Here is a 16,177-nt window from a genome sequence, read left to right as displayed (position 1 = left end):
GATTTTTCCGGATAGCTTTTTCTTATTTCTTTTCCATAACCGCAAAGTAATTACTTTCATTATCAGCGAAGTTAAAAGCTCTACCTGTAGGTAAATCTACAACTTGTCCAACTGTAACATTTTTCTCAGAAAGATCTTTATACAGTTGATCTAAGTTATTAGAGAAGAACATAAGTGAAGGGGTATTTAAGTTTAATTCAGGTTGCATCTTCGCAATTAACGCCTTATCGTGAAGGACGATGCTTGTTCCAGCTTCTTTTGCCGGCGCAATTTCAATCCAGCGAAATCCTTGACCGTTATTTTCTTCCGCAACGATTTGGAATCCTACTGTTTCTGTCCAAAATTGTACTGATTCATCCTGGTTATTTACATATAACATAATTTGCCCAATTTGATTAATCATAGGTGTGTCCTACTTTCTTTTCTTATATGGAATTCTATTATATCAAAGATATGGTTTGAATACCTTTTCGTGATTTTTTCGAAGTACAATCTTAGCCCATTTCATATTTGTTGTAGGAGAAGGTCCTGTAATCCATGTATGAAATGGTAGTGTACTGCAAATGACCATTGCTGAAATCGAGATTGTGGCCGTTATTGTAAATAATAATACGCTATATAATATTGTGTTTTCTTGCAGTGTGAATAAAGAAAGAAATTTTGTACATAGTTGCAAGAAGAAAAAATGAGCTAAATAAGCGCCATACGTGTAATTCCCGATAAAACGTAGAGCTTTATATAAGAAACCACGTCGCTGTACAATTGTAATAGATAACACGTACAGTATCATAATTTCACAAACAATATATAAAAACATGGACGGTTTTAAATAAGTAGAAACCGTTAAATGAATAGAATTGGCGCCGTAAAAACTAAATAACTCATAATTGATGAATAAAAATAAGATGAAAAATAAGATTGTTATAAGCGGAATATGTTTCATGACAAATATACGCCAAGTTTTTAATGATACAGCAGCTATTCCTCCCATGACGAAATAGAATGAGTAGAAGAAGAAGGAACGATCTGTATAATGTAAAATGGTTGAACTAGTCAGTTTCTCTCCATTAAAAATGTAGTGAGAAGAGTACCACATTAAGAAGAAATATAGACAAGCGAAAATGGTCATATATTTATATATGTCTTTTTTATTTTCTGTTCGTTTTTGAAACCAATAAAATAGTGTGCATAGTAACGGGAACAATAAGTGAATTTGGAACATCATAATAACGTACCAAAGATGAGGTGCAGCTGTTCCGAGTAATAAACTTTTTATTCCGCCTTGTAGTGTAATGACATCGTTTGTTGTTAATAGGTAAAGAATAGACCAGAAGAAATAAGGAATGAGTAAATGTGCGGCTTTTTCATAAATATATTCTCTGTAAACGAGTTGCTTCGTATATAGCCGAATTAAATGGAAGCCGACGATAAATATGAATGCAGGTGCTGAAAATTTTGCAAGATTAAATAGTATGCCCATAATTAGGGATTGCTCGAGTAAGACATTTCCTTGATTCATTGTATATAATAAGGAACTTTGCAAAACGACAGCAAGAAATGCAATGCTTTGCAAAACTTTAAATTCTGGTGCGCTTTGTGTCATCGTGTCCATCTCCTTTTCCATACATGATTATAGTACGGAGAAAGGATGAAAGGTGTGGAATGTTTGTGAAGATTATAACAAATTTGTGGCGGGATGGGATTATATTAACGCTTTTGCTAATATATCTATCACAACTTCAAATATATCGATTCACTGACAAATGACAACAAAAAGAGGATGCTCAAAACGAGCATCCTCTTTCTATATATTAAGCAAATTTATTTTTGATCCAGTTTTTACCTTCTACAAGGCGAGCTGTCATTACGGCACAAGCGTTATCTCCTGTTACGTTTAACACTGTTGCAGGAGGGTCGATGATTGTACTAATTGCTGCGATAATTGGCAATGCTTCTGGTGGGAATCCGTATAGAGAAACGATTAACATTTCACCAATCATACCCCCGCCCGGAATAGCACCCATTACTGTTCCTACTAATAGAGAAACAACAAGTGCAATTGCTAATGTTTTCGGTCCTTCGAATTCCATGTTGAAAATACCGAATAAGAAAGCAATTTTCAATACCCCGCCTAAAACAGATCCGTCTTTATGAAGTGTAGATCCAAGAAGGACAACTGTTTCACGAACGTCAGAAGAAATACCCATTTTCTTCGTTGCTTCTAAGTTCGCTGGAATACTTGCGGCACTACTACAAGTTGCAAGTGATGTAACTGTAGGAGAGACCATGTTCTTCCAAAATATTTGTACACCTTGTTTGCGACCTGCAAGGTACGCATAGAATGTAAAGAATACAAAGAAGTAAATAAGAGAAGCTGGATAGTATACCATTGCTGCTCGGAAGTAAGTTCCAAGAAGTTGTGGTCCGAATTCACCAACTAATGCTGCGAAGTAGGCAGCTAGTCCGATTGGAGCGTAGTACATAATGAAAGATACGACTTTCATTGAAATTTCTGCACCAGCTTGTAAGAATGTAGCGAATGGTTTCCCTTTTTCACCAACTGCTGAAGTTGCAACCCCCATTAAGATAGAGAAGAAAATAAGAGCTAGCATGTTCTCGCGAGATAGTAACTTTGAAAAGTCTGATACTGTTATGATACCGACAATTTGATCAGCAACACTAACTGCTTTTTCAGCTTTATCAGGCTGCGTTAGTTCTAATACAACACCTTGTGCTGGCGGGAATACTTTCACGATAATAATCATAAAAATAGCAGCTAAAATACTTGTAAATAAGAAAGTTCCAGCCATACTAGACATAATTTTACCGAAACGTTTTAATCCATCCATATTAGCAATAGATGACGCGATGCTAAAGAACACTAACGGTACAACAATCGTAAACATTAAGTTTAAGAAAATGTCACCAAGCGGCTTTAAAGCAACTGCATCGGCACCCATGAAATAACCAATGAAACCACCAATTAGGATAGAAGATAATAAAATAAGCGGAAAGCGATATGCCTTCATAAATATATCCTCCTATCGATTATAAAAAATCATACTGAATCATTATAGCGAGTTAGAGACTTCTTTACTAGGAAAATACGGATAGATGGAATAGCGTGAAAACCGAGAAATTTTTGTTTTTAAGCTCGGCATACAGTTAGAAATCTAGACATATATATTTGTAACCTAGTGGTGGCAAGGGCTACACCATAACTTAGGTTTGGAAAAAGGGGGAGGGGAGCGAGATGAATATTTTACTTTGCTGTGCAGCGGGAATGTCTTCCAGTTTGATTGTTACAAAAATGGAGAAAGCAGCAGAGGCAAAAGGGATACAGGTAAAGATTTGGGCAGTATCAGGTTCAGAAGTGCGAAATCATATTGATACTGCAGATGTACTTTTACTTGGACCGCAAGTACGTTATTTATTACCGAAAATGAAAGAATTATGTAAGGAGAAGCGAATACCTGTTGATGTCATTCAATCCGTCCATTACGGACTTTGTAATGGAGAGGCTATCTTACAAGCAGCTTTGTCCATGAAACCATGAGGAGAGTGGGATAGATGATAAAGTTTTTAGAGAAATATGTGATGCCAGTGGCAGGGAAGGTTGCAGAGCAGAGGCATTTGCAAGCGATTCGTGATGGAATTATTTTGACGATGCCTTTCTTGATTATTGGATCATTTTTCCTTATTATTAGTGCATTACCAATAACAGGATATAATGATTTTATGGCAGGTTTATTTGGTGAGAATTGGCAGAGGGCTTTAGGGTATCCAGTTAGTGCAACTTTTAATATAATGGCTTTAATAGCTGTTTTTGGAATCGCTTACAGACTTGGAGAATATTATAAAGTGGACGCTTTAGCATCCGGAGCATTGTCGCTTGTGACGTTTTTACTTGCAACTCCATTTCAAGTTGCATATATTATACCAAGCACGAAGGAAAGTGTGATTGTAGATGGAGCAATCCCAGCGGCGCTAATGGGAAGCCAAGGTTTATTTGTAGCGATGATTATTGCAATTATATCTACTGAACTTTATCGGTTTATTGTACAAAAAAAGATGATTATAAAGATGCCGGAGACAGTTCCGCCAGCTGTGACACGTTCATTTGCGGCACTTGTTCCAGGTTTTATTGTTGTAACGGTTATTTGGATTTTGCGCTTAATTATAGAAAATACTTCTTTTGGCAGTATCCATAATATTGTGGGGCAAATTTTACAGGAACCACTTAGTGTACTTGGTGCTAGTCTTTGGGGCGCAATAATAGCAGTTATTCTCGTTCATGTTCTTTGGTCGTGTGGAATTCATGGTGCTACTATTGTTGGTGGTGTAATGAGCCCCGTTTGGTTGTCGTTAATGGATCAAAACCGAATTGCTTTCCAAGCAGGGCAAGATGTACCGAATACGATTACCGCACAGTTTTTTGATTTATGGATTTATATGGGTGGTTCTGGTGCAACACTCGCTTTAGTTGTAGGAATGTTACTATTTGCGCGAAGTCAGCAATTAAAAAGTTTAGGGCGATTGTCAATTGCGCCTGGTATATTTAATATTAATGAAATGGTAACTTTCGGTATGCCGATTGTAATGAATCCAATTTTACTTATTCCATTTATATTGGTTCCAGTTGTGTTAACGGTTGTTTCTTACTTTGCAATGGAATGGGGATGGGTCGCACGTCCGAGCGGAGCGGCTGTACCTTGGACGACACCTATTCTTTTTAGTGGATATTTAGGATCAGGCGGGAAAATTTCAGGTGTTGTTTTACAACTTGTTAACTTTGCACTTGCATTCTTTATTTACTTACCGTTCTTAAAAATATGGGATAAACAAAAAGTAGCGGAAGAAAAGGGGGAGTAAATAACTAAAATGGATACGATAGAGACGAAAGCTTTTCACTTAATTTTGCATGGTGGTAATGCGAGAAGCTGCTCAATGGAAGCAATTGATTGCGCAAAGCGCGGTGAATTTCAGGAGGCAGAAGCGAAACTACAAGAAGCTTTAAATGAATTGCAAGAGGCGCATCGCTTACAAACAGAGCTCATACAGAAAGAGGCTGCCGGGGAAAAAAACGAAGTTACCCTTCTGATGGTGCATGCACAAGATCATTTAATGAACGCAATTACAGTGAAGGAATTGGCGAGTGAGTTTGTAGAATTATATAGGAAGATGTCGGTGGATGAATGAACCTTGCTTATGCGAGGTTTTTTTATGTATGTGTCCGTACCATCAGTGGAGTGTTTGTTCCACTGATGGTATTTACAATCCTCCTTTTTACGGATGAGTAAGAGTGATAATTAATCGGCAGTAATAATCTCTCCTGTACCACGAATTAGTTTTTTTATATGCATCTCGTTTGGTCTTAATATACTTACGATATAATCAATCGCTATTTGCGGTTCAACGGTCGTACCGCACGTATAACAGTCGATGGCTGCAAAGTTTTTTTCTGGATAAGTGTGAATTGAAAGGTGGCTTTCGGATAGTAAAACTAAAACAGTAACGCCATGCGGATCGAATTCTTTTGTACTTACGTTTAAAATATGGGCACCAGAGCAATCTGCAGCGTTAACTAAATGATATTCTAAAAAGTGAACATCATCTAATAGGGGAAAGTCCACTCCCCATAAATCTACTATTATATGCTTACCAAAAGTAGAATATTCCATAGGGTAGCACTCCTTACTATAATATTGTCAAAACTCCATTTCCTTTTTGTAACATTGATGTAGGATAAGATTCGATTCTGAGTTTAAAAGAGCGAGATTACGTTGTTCTAAATGTTCTTCTTTAAATTGAAACAAAGGAGAAAGAAGAGAAGGTAATGTTCGAGGAGTTGGTATTACATATAATTGCTCAATTTGATCGAGTACATAGGCAGAATTAGCAGCAATATGAAATCCCCAGTCAGTTCCGAAAGAAGGAACGATTGTATGATAACTTTTCACAGTTAATCCAGCATGTTCAATAGTGTTACCGATGCTCCAATATACTAGAGGTGCATCAGCAGGTGAATTAGATTGGCAGACGAACGCACCATCTTCTGTTAAAAACGTAGCTATACGAGCAAAAAGTTCGCTTGTATATAAAGCACTTAATAACTCTGTCGCTGGATCAGGGAAATCAATGATGATTACATCGTATAAAGATGAAGGTGAATTTAGAAATTCTTTTGCATCGCATACGTGCACGTTCACGCGATTATCAAAAAAAGCGTTTTTGTTTAAAGATACTATTTCTGGAACATTACGTGCCATATTAATCATTGCCTCGTCTAAATCAACAAGGTCTACGTGTAGCACAGTTTCATATTTCAAAACTTCTCGTAAGGCAAGACCATCGCCACCACCTAATATGAGAACACGTTTTGGATCAATTACTTTTGCCATAATCGGATGTACAAGCGCTTCATGATAAATTTGCTCATCAACGGAGCTGAATTGTAGTTGCTTGTCCAAGTATAAGCGAACATCGTTTACTTGGACTAAATTAATATTTTGATAATTACTCTTTTCTTCAAATAAATTCGTATGTTCACCAGCTTGTATTTCCTTTAGAGAAATTTCATCCCACACATCTAAGCTGTGTGAATCTGTGGGTACTATAATTACATTTTCCGATTGTACTTGTTTATCGTCTTCATCCTCGTCGTGTTTATCTGGTTTGTCGTGTTTGTCAGGTCTGTCTTGTTTATCTTCAGTGTCCTGTCGATCTAGTGTATCCGTGTTGGAATTTAATTCAGAATCCTCTTCTTGTTTATACCATTTATTTTGAACCTGTATTCTATAAATCTTCATTCTCTTCTTTTTTCTATGCTTTGGCATTGGAATCCCCTTTCAAAATACTTTATTGTATTTTATTCTATTCTATTCTATGTAATTTAATAGAGTTTGACTGGACAATAACTAGACGAGTGTCTTGAATAGGTATTTGTTTTGATTTGAGTTGAAATATTATATTTTTTGGTACTATATTTTCGCACTTTTAAAAAAATTAGTGTTTTTTTGTTTTAAACACAACTAGACAACTAAACACTAATCTATTTTCATACAGTTATGTGTTAAAAGTGAGGTGTTTTATAACACACTGTGTGTTTTTTTGGGGACACACTGATTGAAAGCGGTAACACACAAAGAAATCACTCGAAAAAACGCTGATTTTAGGCGTTTTGAAAAGTTGGCACGGTAATTGCATTAATAAATAGCGTAAAGAAAAATAAAAAACATAAATTTTTTATACCACACAAGGGGGATTTATAAATGAATATTTTATTATGTTGTTCAGCAGGGATGTCTACAAGTTTACTAGTTACAAAAATGGAAGCGGTTGCAAAAGCTCGTGGTCTAGAAGGTAAGATTTGGGCTGTATCTGGGGATGCAGTAAAAAATAATATCGATGAAGCAGATGTACTATTATTAGGACCACAAGTTCGTTACATGCTTTCTACAATGAAAACGCTTGCCGATGAGAAAAATGTTGGAGTCGATGTTATTAATCCAATGCACTACGGCATGATGAATGGAGAAGCAGTTTTAGATCACGCATTAACACTTAAAAAATAATTAGGGGGGAAGCGAAATGCAAAAGTTTATTGCATTTATGGAGAAATATTTAGTTCCAGTCGCAGGAAGAATCGGATCGCAGCGCCATTTAGTTGCAATCCGTGATGGCTTTATCGCAGTTATGCCTCTTATTTTAGTTGGATCGTTTGCGGTACTTATAAATAATTTACCAGTTGATGCATTCCAAAAACTTATGAAGGGTGCATTTGGGGATGTTTGGAAAGATGTCGGCGGTGGTATGTGGACAGGATCCTTTGCAATATTGGCTCTCATAGCCGCAGTTGGGATAAGTTATAATTTAGCAAAATCTTATGGTGTAGACGCGTTGTCAGCAGCAATTATTACATTCGGTGCATTAATTATTATATCTCCGACAACGCCAAAAGAAGGCGGTATTGATTTAGCTTGGACAGGATCACAAGGTTTATTCGTTTCTATCATTGTAGCTCTTCTTGTAACGGAGGTATTCAGGTTCTTTGTTCAAAGGGATATTACAATTAAGATGCCAGATGGTGTTCCACCAGCAGTAATGAAATCCTTTGCAGCATTAGTACCAGCATTTGTTATTTTAATCGCAACAGCAAGTATTCAATTAGCAGTGAAATTAGCAGGAACAAGTATTCATAAATTCGTATTTGAAACAATTCAAGTACCATTACAAGGTTTAGCAGGTACGTTACCAAGTGCAATTATTATCGCATTACTTATTCACGTATTATGGTTCTTCGGATTACATGGTCCTAATATTATCGGTGGTATTATCGACCCAATCTATTTACCAGCACTAGAAAAGAACATTAAATTATTTAACGATGGTATGTCTGCATATGATGTACCGCACATTTTCACAAAGCCATTCTTTGATGTATACGTATACATCGGTGGATCAGGTGCAACATTAGCATTCTTAGTAGCGGTAATGCTTGTTGCAAAAAGTGCGCAGCTTCGCGGTGTAGGTCGCGTATCTATTGGTCCTGGTTTCTTCAATATTAACGAACCAGTTATTTTCGGTACACCAATTGTATTAAACCCAGCGTTAATTATCCCGTTCGTACTTACACCAGTTGTATTAGTTATTACTTCTTATACAGCAATTTCCTTAGGATGGGTGCCAAAAACAGTTGCTTTAGTTCCGTGGACAATGCCACCAATCTTTAGTGGTTATCTTGTAGCAGGCGGAAGCATTGCTGGTGCTGCATTGCAGCTAGTAAACTTTGCAATCGCGGTAGTTATTTACTATCCATTCGTATTAATGTGTGACCGTACGTATGTACAAGCTGCGAAAGCTGAAACAAAAGGAAACGACAATTCAGTATCACTTTAAAAAGTGTTGTTCTGACGAGTTTTTATAGCTCGTCAGAACAACTAACTTTTATATCATGTTCAGAAAGATGAGACCCATCTACAAGAACACCAAACTATCATTAATAAAATAATAATTTAATAGAAATGTTCAAACTGAAGGGGTATTTAAATCGGTTGAACCATAATAGAGAGGACGGTAATTATGATGACTACAGCAGAACAAATTCCATTCCAATTGATTTTAAATAGTGGTAATGCACGAAGCTTTGCAATGGAGGCACTTCAATTTGCCAAACAGGGGAAAATGGCAGAAGCTGATGAAGCGATGGTAAAGGCGAAAGAAGCGATTAATGAAGCGCATCATTTCCAAACAGAGCTCATACAATCAGAAGCAAGAGGGGAAAAAACAGAGATTAGTGTTCTTTTAATTCATGCACAAGATCATTTAATGAATTCTATTACAGTAAAAGAATTAGCAGCAGAATTTATTGACCTTTATAAAAAGCTAGAAGCGAAAGGGGAATAAAACATGACTGGAATTAAAATTGCTACAATCGGCGGTGGCTCTAGTTATACACCAGAGTTAATTGAAGGGTTTATTAAGCGTTATGACGAGCTTCCTGTTCGTGAAATTTGGTTAGTAGATATTGAGGCAGGAAAAGAGAAGTTAGAAATCGTTGGTGACTTAGCGAAACGTATGGTGAAAAAATCAGGTTTACCAATTGATATTCATTTAACACTTGATCGCCGTGAGGCATTAAAAGATGCTGACTTCGTAACAACGCAGCTTCGCGTTGGTTTGTTAGAAGCACGTGCAAAAGATGAAGCAATTCCATTAAAATATGATGTAATTGGTCAGGAAACGAATGGTCCTGGTGGTTTGTTCAAAGCGCTGAGAACGATTCCTGTTATTTTAGATATTTGTAAGGACATGGAGGAGCTATGTCCAAATGCATGGCTTATTAACTTCGCAAACCCAGCAGGTATGGTAACAGAAGCTGTACTTCGCTACACGAACATTCAACGAGTAGTTGGTCTATGTAACGTTCCAATCGGAATTCGTATGGGTCTTGCAAGATTACTTGAAGTAGATGCAAGCCGGGTACACGTTGATTTCGCTGGTTTAAATCATATGGTATACGGATTAGATGTATACTTGGATGGCGTAAGCGTAATGGATCGTGTATTAGAACTTGTAACAGATCCAGAAAAGCAAATTACGATGGAAAACATTGCTGCGCTTAACTGGGAGCCAGACTTTATTCGCGGTCTTCGTGCAATTCCGTGTCCATATCATCGTTACTACTATAAAACACGTGAAATGTTGGAAGAAGAGAAAGCAGCTTCGATTGAAAAAGGTACACGTGCAGAAGTAGTAAAACAATTAGAAGATGATTTATTCGAGCTATATAAAGACCCAAATTTAGATATTAAGCCACCACAATTAGAAAAGCGCGGTGGAGCTTATTATAGTGACGCAGCATGTAGCTTAATTACGTCTATTTACAATAATAAAGGTGATATCCAGCCTGTTAATACACGAAACAACGGAACAATTGCAAGCTTGCCACATGATTCGGCTGTTGAAGTGAACTGTATTATTACGAAAGAAGGTCCAAAACCAATTGCGGTCGGAGATCTTCCAGTACCAGTTCGCGGTTTAGTACAGCAAATTAAATCATTTGAGCGCACAACAATTGAAGCTGCTGTTACAGGGGATTATCATAAAGCGCTGCTTGCTATGACAATTAACCCACTTGTACCATCAGATAAAGTTGCAAAACAAATTTTAGATGAAATGTTGGAAGCACATAAAGAACATCTTCCACAATTCTTTAAGAAGATAGAGAAATAAGAAGCGGCGCTGTTTAGCCCGCTTTTTTTAATTCTAGTAGGAGGTATTGCGATGATTAAACTAATTGTAAATGCAGATGATTTCGGTCTTACGGAAGGTACAAATTACGGAATTATTGATGGACATAAAAACGGGATTGTAAATTCAACGACGATGATGATGAATATGCCAGGGACAGAGCATGCCGTACGCTTAGCGAAAGAGTATAAAACGTTAGGGATAGGAGTTCATCTCGTATTAACGGCAGGAGAACCCCTTCTTAAAGATGTTCCATCACTTGTAAGTAGCGATGGATTGTTTCATAAACAAAGTGTTGTATGGGAAGGAAATATAAATCCAGAAGAGGTAGAAAAAGAATGGACTGCTCAAATTGAGAAGTTTTTATCTTACGGATTAACACCAACTCATTTAGATAGTCATCATCACGTGCATGGATTACCGCTTTTACACGACGTTCTTGAGAGATTAGCAAGTAAATATAATGTTCCAATTCGTCGTTGTGAAGAAGAGCGAGCGGTGCGCCCATTTTCAGATGTGTTTTACAGTGACTTTTACGCTGACGGTGTGACGGAAGATTACTTTGTGAAGTTAAAGGAAAGAGTGCAGGACGAGCAAACGGTAGAAATTATGGTGCATCCAGCTTATATTGACCCAGAGCTTGTGAAGCGTTCTTCTTACGTAATGGATCGAGTGAAAGAGTTGCGTATTTTAACGGAGAGCGAGTTGCCTGAGGGAATGGAGCTTGTGAAGTTTTAATAGAAAAAACGACGGCTAAATGGGGCCGTCGTTTTTTGTGCTTACAAAATGGATAGAACATATCCACCGAAGGCCCCGATTATAACGATAACCCAAGGTGGTGTTTTCCAAAAGGCGAGTAAGCAAAATAGAAGAGAAGCAAAAACGAAATCTACAGAATTCATAATTGTACTCGTCCAAATTGGATCATAAAAAGCTGCAAGTAAAATGCCGACAACGGCTGCGTTTACTCCAAGTAGTGCACCTTGTATGTAAGATACTCTCCTTACACTGTCCCAAAATGGTAAAACGCCAACAACGAGCAGGAAGGCAGGAAGAAAGATAGCGATCGTTGCAACAACTGCTCCGGCGGTTCCATTTAGCGCTGCTCCTATATAAGAAGCGAATGTAAATAGTGGCCCTGGCACTGCTTGTGTTAATCCGTATCCAGCAAGAAATTGTTCTTTTGTCATCATCCCGTTTTGTACAAACTCACTTTCAAGAAGAGGAAGTACGACATGCCCTCCGCCAAATACAAGTGCACCAGAGCGATAGAAGCTGTCAAATAAAGAGATGAAATAAGAGTATGGTCGTAACATCGGTAACAGTATTAATAGTCCGAAGAATAAGACGAGACAAGATATGGCTACCATTTTTGAAATAGGTACGTTTATTTTATGAGCTTGGCTAACTGGCTGGCCACGATATAAAAACCAACCGATGAAACCAGATACTATAATGAGAATTACTTGTGTCCAGCTACTTGGCCATAATAGGGCGATTGCGGCAGTTGCAATTGCGATTGTTGCACGGTTTCGGTCTGGTGTTAACTTTTGAGCCATTCCCCATATTGCATGAGCGACAATTGCGACCGCTACAAGTTTCAGTCCGTGAATCCAGCCAGTACTTCCAAGCTCGAATTGGTTAAGAAATGAAGCGAAGAAAACTAAAACGAGCACAGATGGGAGAGTGAATCCGATCCATGAAATAATGGCTCCTAATAATCCGCCGCGTAATAAGCCAACTCCCATACCGACTTGGCTGCTAGCAGGGCCAGGAAGGAATTGACATAGTGCTACTAAGTCTCCGTAACTTCGTTCATCCATCCATTTTCTTTTTTGCACGTATTCATGATGAAAATAACCAAGATGGGCGACGGGACCACCAAATGAAGTAAGTCCTAATTTAAATGATACGAGAAAAATCTCTATTAATGATTGGAAAGAGTAGTTATTATTTTTCAAAATTTCCTCCTAGACTGTTTTTCTAAGTGCATTATACAAGAGGGAGTAAAGCAAAAGAAACGATTTCAATGTAAAGATTGTGTGAATCTTTTCTTCGTAATTAAAATTTGAAAAAGTCATAAATGATTATGTCTAAACCATAAAGTAGTAGAAGTAGTGCTGGGAAATTTATATGAGGAGAATGCCCGTATGACAACACATTTCTTTGCTAGGTTAACAGGGAAGAGGGAAGTACCTCCTGTAAATACAGAAGCTTACGGTGTAACAGAGCTCATTTTTAGTGAAGATTTAAAGAAGTTGCAATATCGGGTCATATTAAAAAATATAAAAAAAATCACGTCATGCCAAATTCATTTAGGAAAAGCGAATCAAATTGGTCCAGTTATTTTAAGTTTGTTTGGTCCGTTAGAGCAAGGAATTAGTGTGAATGAAGGAGTCGTTACTGGTGTAGCTAGAGTAGAGGATTTTGAAGGGCCTTTACAGGGGAGAGCATTTGACAGCTTGTTTCAAGAGATAATGCAAGCAAATGTATATGTAAATGTTAATACGAAATCTAATAAAAAGGGAGAAATAAGGGGGAGAATAAGGGAAGTAAAGAAGTAAACGAAAAGGCTGTCCAAAAAACATTTTGGAACAGCCTTTTCTAATTATATAGAGTGCTACAATATCCCCTAGTTTAATTTTTTACAGGCTGATTTTTAATGAAGAAGTCCATTATATAAAATACTTCGTCATCTGGGATTTGTATTTCAAATGTATTTTCAATAGGTTGCAATGCTTTTTTCACTTTCATATACATCCAGTACTCATCTTGTCTTCGTTTCTCTTTATCAGGATGAGGGAGGAGACTTTCGCCTTTTTGAAGACGGTCAACCATACAGCTCATATGCAAAATCACACCCATTAAACTGTCGGGAGTTAGCTGTAAAGAAATCAATTCTTGAATTGTATTTAATGCATAACGAATTGTTTTAATAAGTAATGCTCCATCGTTACGCTGCATTTGTTGTTCAAGAATATCAGCCATTTTTGCATATGTTTCTTCATACGTAATCAATTCTTGAATTGGTTGAATAGCTGTGTAGTTCACAATGTCTTGGAAATGATATGTTAAGCAAGGTATTTGCATATCGAAATTCGTGACGATACAAATGATATTACGCTCTTTTTTTATGTTCTCGATCATTTTCGTTAAATCTTTTTCATGAACGATGCTAATCGGAATAATTTCAATTAAGTCTTTATCAAAGCGTAAATAGTTCTCTAACATTTTTTGAATTGCTAAAGCACTTCCTTCGCCGGTTAAACAAGCTGTTAAAATCACTGATTTCATTGGCGATAGTGGCTTTTTCTTTTCTTCCTGTACGTTTAAATAGAACGGCGTTAAGTTCTTCACTGTTTCGTATAGTGCATCTAATGAATAGCCAAGTTGAGCTTTTCGAGCTGCTTCTAGTGCGTGTGGTGTACTCGTCATGGAAAGAACACGTACAGGGATTTTGAATTCAGTTTCTAATATATCACCAATATAAGCGAGAGATCCCATATCAACAAGTAAGAGAAGCCCGTTTACATTTTGAAGTGTTTGCATATACACTTTAACACGCTCTAAGAAGTCTTTTGGTGATTCATGCAAGGGCATATCGATACCAGTTACTTCATCAATACCGAGAAGTTCGTTTGCAACGTTTGCCATTTCTGTTGCGATACCATTACCGTGTGCTAATATTAATACTTTTACTTCTGTTTGTGAGGCAGGAATTGGATCAACAACGAAGAACATTGTTAAAAAGCCAGCTTCATCAATAGGTATTGTTATTTGTAATTCTTCTTCTAATAGCTGAATACATTGCATAGCTACGGAAAAAGCTTCTTTATATTTCGTACGAATTTGATTTAATTGTGGGTGGTGAATTTGTTTCCCGCCCTGTAAACGTTGTAGAGTTGTCTGTACATGTAAACTTAAAGCGAGAAATACTTTTTCATCGAAAGTTTTAGATAAATATTTTTCAGCTAGTTCCGCAATTTTTTCACATACGGAAACGATATTACGATCCACAATTTTAAAAACATTTTCATGACTTGTTTTTTTAGATATTTGGTTAAAGTATTGGACGAAAAAGCTTTGAATATCATTTTCTATTAGTAATTCTAATTCTTCCTCTTCAATGCCGCGTGCTTGAAGTTCTTCATATTTATAATCAATATAATCGTAAATAGAAGAGCGACTTCCTTCGGGTTTTATTGTATGTTTACTCCAACCTTCATCACCTGTAAATACAAATGTTTCATTTGGTATTTGATATAGATGACGGCTCTTTCTTTCAATAAATAATCCTTCTTTCATATACCAAGGTAAATCTGTACTTGAAACACAGACAGAATCACGTTTTTTTGTTACGAAATCAGAATAAGCCTTCGCACAGGCAATTTGTACGTCCGTTTTCAATTGACCGATGTTATTTGGACAATTGTAAAAGACGAAAGCACGCATTGTATTTGGACTAACATGAATCTCTTTCCTTAGACGAATTGCTTCATTTGTGAAAAATAGTTGCAGTAAAGCAAACCGTTCTTTATGTGTTCGCTCACGAAGTGGTGGAAGCGTAACGGTCATCGGAATACGTCTTGTAAATGTTTTTAATAAAAATGAATTTGGTTCTTCGGTTGTTGCAGTAATAATCAACACTCGTGCCTTACGTTCATTTTCCGTTTCTCCAAGGCGGCGGTATACTCCGCGATCAATAAATGTGAAGAGCATCTCTTGTCCTTCTGGAGGAAGGCGATGTACTTCATCTAAGAAGAGGATTCCTTCATGTGCTTTTTCAATTAACCCTTTTTGATCACTGGCACCTGTGTAAGCTCCTTTTTTTATCCCAAATAACTGTCCAAGTAGTAGTTGTGGATTGTTTGCATAATCAGCACAGTTAAAGACGATAAAAGGTGCATCTTTTGGAAGTTGTTCCACTTCAATTGCGTATTCGTGCATTAAAGAAGCGAACATCGATTTTCCGACACCTGTTTCTCCAAGTAGTAAAGTATGCATACCGTTTGGAGGATAGAGAATAGAAGCTTTTGCTTTTTCAATTGCAATTTTTAGGCTTGTATTTTCAATAGCAAATGTATCTAATGAAGTGCCCTTTGTTGAATGCGTTTCCAATGAAGTGTTCGTTTCTATATAAAAACGGACAGGGCGTGTACTCGTTTTTAATAAACGATTATCTTTCACAAGCTTGTTTAAATCGCTACTAACATTTGCACGGTCTAGCTGTAGAAGTGTAGCGAGTTCTGATGCTGTTATACCTTCTGTATAATTCCCTTTTTGTATTGCGTTAAAAATGAGATCTATTCGTTTCATTTCTATTCACCTCGAAACTTCATCACTATTTAAAATTCTACACAAAAATGAGAAGTGTGGGAAGAGAAAAATAAAGTGAAACTTTAATCAGTAGGGTTTTTGTTCATTC

The 16,177-nt window shown here is 37.0% G+C and carries 16 protein-coding genes; 9 read left to right on the top strand and 7 right to left on the bottom strand.

Annotated features, from left to right (window positions below; translation table 11 throughout):
• Nucleotides 1–22 precede the first annotated feature (22 nt).
• The 3 genes from QCI77_RS26435 to QCI77_RS26425 form a co-directional block, all read right to left on the bottom strand.
• Nucleotides 23–403 carry a VOC family protein gene (locus QCI77_RS26435; RefSeq protein ID WP_002143773.1) on the bottom strand — a complete coding sequence of 127 codons (381 nt, stop codon included), beginning with the start codon at nt 401–403 and terminating at the stop codon, nt 23–25.
• A 42-nt stretch (nt 404–445) separates the two neighbouring features.
• The gene (locus tag QCI77_RS26430) at nt 446–1,603 is read right to left on the bottom strand and encodes an acyltransferase (RefSeq protein WP_353825675.1); all 1,158 of its coding nucleotides are present in this window, start codon (nt 1,601–1,603) and stop codon (nt 446–448) included.
• Between the two features lie 208 nt (nt 1,604–1,811).
• On the bottom strand, nt 1,812–3,029 hold the full coding sequence (locus QCI77_RS26425) for a dicarboxylate/amino acid:cation symporter (RefSeq protein ID WP_002144835.1): 1,218 nt from the start codon (nt 3,027–3,029) through the stop codon (nt 1,812–1,814).
• A gap of 224 nt (nt 3,030–3,253) precedes the next feature.
• Between QCI77_RS26425 and QCI77_RS26420 the strand changes: the two genes are divergently transcribed.
• The 3 genes from QCI77_RS26420 to QCI77_RS26410 are packed head-to-tail and all read left to right on the top strand — an operon-like array spanning nt 3,254 to nt 5,199.
• The gene (locus tag QCI77_RS26420) at nt 3,254–3,556 is read left to right on the top strand and encodes a PTS sugar transporter subunit IIB (protein WP_193652150.1); all 303 of its coding nucleotides are present in this window, start codon (nt 3,254–3,256) and stop codon (nt 3,554–3,556) included.
• Nucleotides 3,557–3,570: 14 nt separating this feature from the next.
• Nucleotides 3,571–4,872, top strand: a complete 1,302-nt coding sequence (gene celB, locus QCI77_RS26415) for a PTS cellobiose transporter subunit IIC (protein WP_193652149.1) — start codon at nt 3,571–3,573, stop codon at nt 4,870–4,872.
• A gap of 9 nt (nt 4,873–4,881) precedes the next feature.
• Entirely contained in the window at nt 4,882–5,199 is a 318-nt protein-coding gene (locus QCI77_RS26410) for a PTS sugar transporter subunit IIA (RefSeq protein ID WP_044439402.1), read from the top strand.
• A gap of 110 nt (nt 5,200–5,309) precedes the next feature.
• Here the strand turns inward: QCI77_RS26410 and speD are convergent, their stop codons facing one another.
• Nucleotides 5,310–5,681 carry an adenosylmethionine decarboxylase gene (gene speD, locus QCI77_RS26405; protein WP_353825674.1) on the bottom strand — a complete coding sequence of 124 codons (372 nt, stop codon included), beginning with the start codon at nt 5,679–5,681 and terminating at the stop codon, nt 5,310–5,312.
• 27 nt (nt 5,682–5,708) lie between these two features.
• Nucleotides 5,709–6,836: a polyamine aminopropyltransferase gene (locus QCI77_RS26400; protein ID WP_353825673.1), complete on the bottom strand. Its 1,128-nt coding sequence runs from the start codon at nt 6,834–6,836 to the stop codon at nt 5,709–5,711.
• 435 nt (nt 6,837–7,271) lie between these two features.
• On the opposite strand from QCI77_RS26400, the gene QCI77_RS26395 reads away from it, so the two are divergent.
• From QCI77_RS26395 to chbG, 5 genes are all read left to right on the top strand, one after another.
• Entirely contained in the window at nt 7,272–7,574 is a 303-nt protein-coding gene (locus QCI77_RS26395) for a PTS sugar transporter subunit IIB (protein WP_353825672.1), read from the top strand.
• Between the two features lie 16 nt (nt 7,575–7,590).
• Nucleotides 7,591–8,898 (top strand): PTS cellobiose transporter subunit IIC, encoded by a 1,308-nt coding sequence (gene celB / locus QCI77_RS26390; RefSeq protein WP_193652147.1) that lies wholly within the window; start codon nt 7,591–7,593, stop codon nt 8,896–8,898.
• A 183-nt stretch (nt 8,899–9,081) separates the two neighbouring features.
• Nucleotides 9,082–9,405: a PTS lactose/cellobiose transporter subunit IIA gene (locus tag QCI77_RS26385; protein ID WP_000989054.1), complete on the top strand. Its 324-nt coding sequence runs from the start codon at nt 9,082–9,084 to the stop codon at nt 9,403–9,405.
• A gap of 3 nt (nt 9,406–9,408) precedes the next feature.
• Nucleotides 9,409–10,734 carry a 6-phospho-beta-glucosidase gene (gene celF / locus QCI77_RS26380; RefSeq protein ID WP_002034744.1) on the top strand — a complete coding sequence of 442 codons (1,326 nt, stop codon included), beginning with the start codon at nt 9,409–9,411 and terminating at the stop codon, nt 10,732–10,734.
• 51 nt (nt 10,735–10,785) lie between these two features.
• Nucleotides 10,786–11,490 carry a chitin disaccharide deacetylase gene (gene chbG, locus QCI77_RS26375; protein ID WP_044439396.1) on the top strand — a complete coding sequence of 235 codons (705 nt, stop codon included), beginning with the start codon at nt 10,786–10,788 and terminating at the stop codon, nt 11,488–11,490.
• 41 nt (nt 11,491–11,531) lie between these two features.
• Here chbG and QCI77_RS26370 read toward each other — a convergent pair whose 3' ends face one another.
• The gene (locus QCI77_RS26370; protein WP_002166451.1) at nt 11,532–12,713 is read right to left on the bottom strand and encodes a chromate transporter; all 1,182 of its coding nucleotides are present in this window, start codon (nt 12,711–12,713) and stop codon (nt 11,532–11,534) included.
• Between the two features lie 189 nt (nt 12,714–12,902).
• Between QCI77_RS26370 and exsM the strand changes: the two genes are divergently transcribed.
• Entirely contained in the window at nt 12,903–13,316 is a 414-nt protein-coding gene (gene exsM / locus QCI77_RS26365; protein WP_002166452.1) for an exosporium regulatory protein ExsM, read from the top strand.
• A gap of 73 nt (nt 13,317–13,389) precedes the next feature.
• Here exsM and QCI77_RS26360 read toward each other — a convergent pair whose 3' ends face one another.
• On the bottom strand, nt 13,390–16,068 hold the full coding sequence (locus tag QCI77_RS26360; RefSeq protein ID WP_113770750.1) for a sigma-54-dependent transcriptional regulator: 2,679 nt from the start codon (nt 16,066–16,068) through the stop codon (nt 13,390–13,392).
• Nucleotides 16,069–16,177: the final 109 nt, after the last annotated feature.

The sequence above is a fragment of the Bacillus cereus group sp. MG9 genome (assembly GCF_040459995.1).
GTDB lineage: Bacteria > Bacillota > Bacilli > Bacillales > Bacillaceae_G > Bacillus_A > Bacillus_A mycoides.
This window is presented reverse-complemented; position numbering and strand designations above follow the sequence as displayed.

Coding starts and splice junctions, on each gene's coding strand:
- QCI77_RS26435 (WP_002143773.1), bottom strand. CDS start 403: ATGATTAATCAAATTGGGCAAATTATGTTATATGTAAATAACCAGGAT.
- QCI77_RS26430 (WP_353825675.1), bottom strand. CDS start 1,603: ATGACACAAAGCGCACCAGAATTTAAAGTTTTGCAAAGCATTGCATTT.
- QCI77_RS26425 (WP_002144835.1), bottom strand. CDS start 3,029: ATGAAGGCATATCGCTTTCCGCTTATTTTATTATCTTCTATCCTAATT.
- QCI77_RS26420 (WP_193652150.1), top strand. CDS start 3,254: ATGAATATTTTACTTTGCTGTGCAGCGGGAATGTCTTCCAGTTTGATT.
- celB (WP_193652149.1), top strand. CDS start 3,571: ATGATAAAGTTTTTAGAGAAATATGTGATGCCAGTGGCAGGGAAGGTT.
- QCI77_RS26410 (WP_044439402.1), top strand. CDS start 4,882: ATGGATACGATAGAGACGAAAGCTTTTCACTTAATTTTGCATGGTGGT.
- speD (WP_353825674.1), bottom strand. CDS start 5,681: ATGGAATATTCTACTTTTGGTAAGCATATAATAGTAGATTTATGGGGA.
- QCI77_RS26400 (WP_353825673.1), bottom strand. CDS start 6,836: ATGCCAAAGCATAGAAAAAAGAAGAGAATGAAGATTTATAGAATACAG.
- QCI77_RS26395 (WP_353825672.1), top strand. CDS start 7,272: ATGAATATTTTATTATGTTGTTCAGCAGGGATGTCTACAAGTTTACTA.
- celB (WP_193652147.1), top strand. CDS start 7,591: ATGCAAAAGTTTATTGCATTTATGGAGAAATATTTAGTTCCAGTCGCA.
- QCI77_RS26385 (WP_000989054.1), top strand. CDS start 9,082: ATGATGACTACAGCAGAACAAATTCCATTCCAATTGATTTTAAATAGT.
- celF (WP_002034744.1), top strand. CDS start 9,409: ATGACTGGAATTAAAATTGCTACAATCGGCGGTGGCTCTAGTTATACA.
- chbG (WP_044439396.1), top strand. CDS start 10,786: ATGATTAAACTAATTGTAAATGCAGATGATTTCGGTCTTACGGAAGGT.
- exsM (WP_002166452.1), top strand. CDS start 12,903: ATGACAACACATTTCTTTGCTAGGTTAACAGGGAAGAGGGAAGTACCT.
- QCI77_RS26360 (WP_113770750.1), bottom strand. CDS start 16,068: ATGAAACGAATAGATCTCATTTTTAACGCAATACAAAAAGGGAATTAT.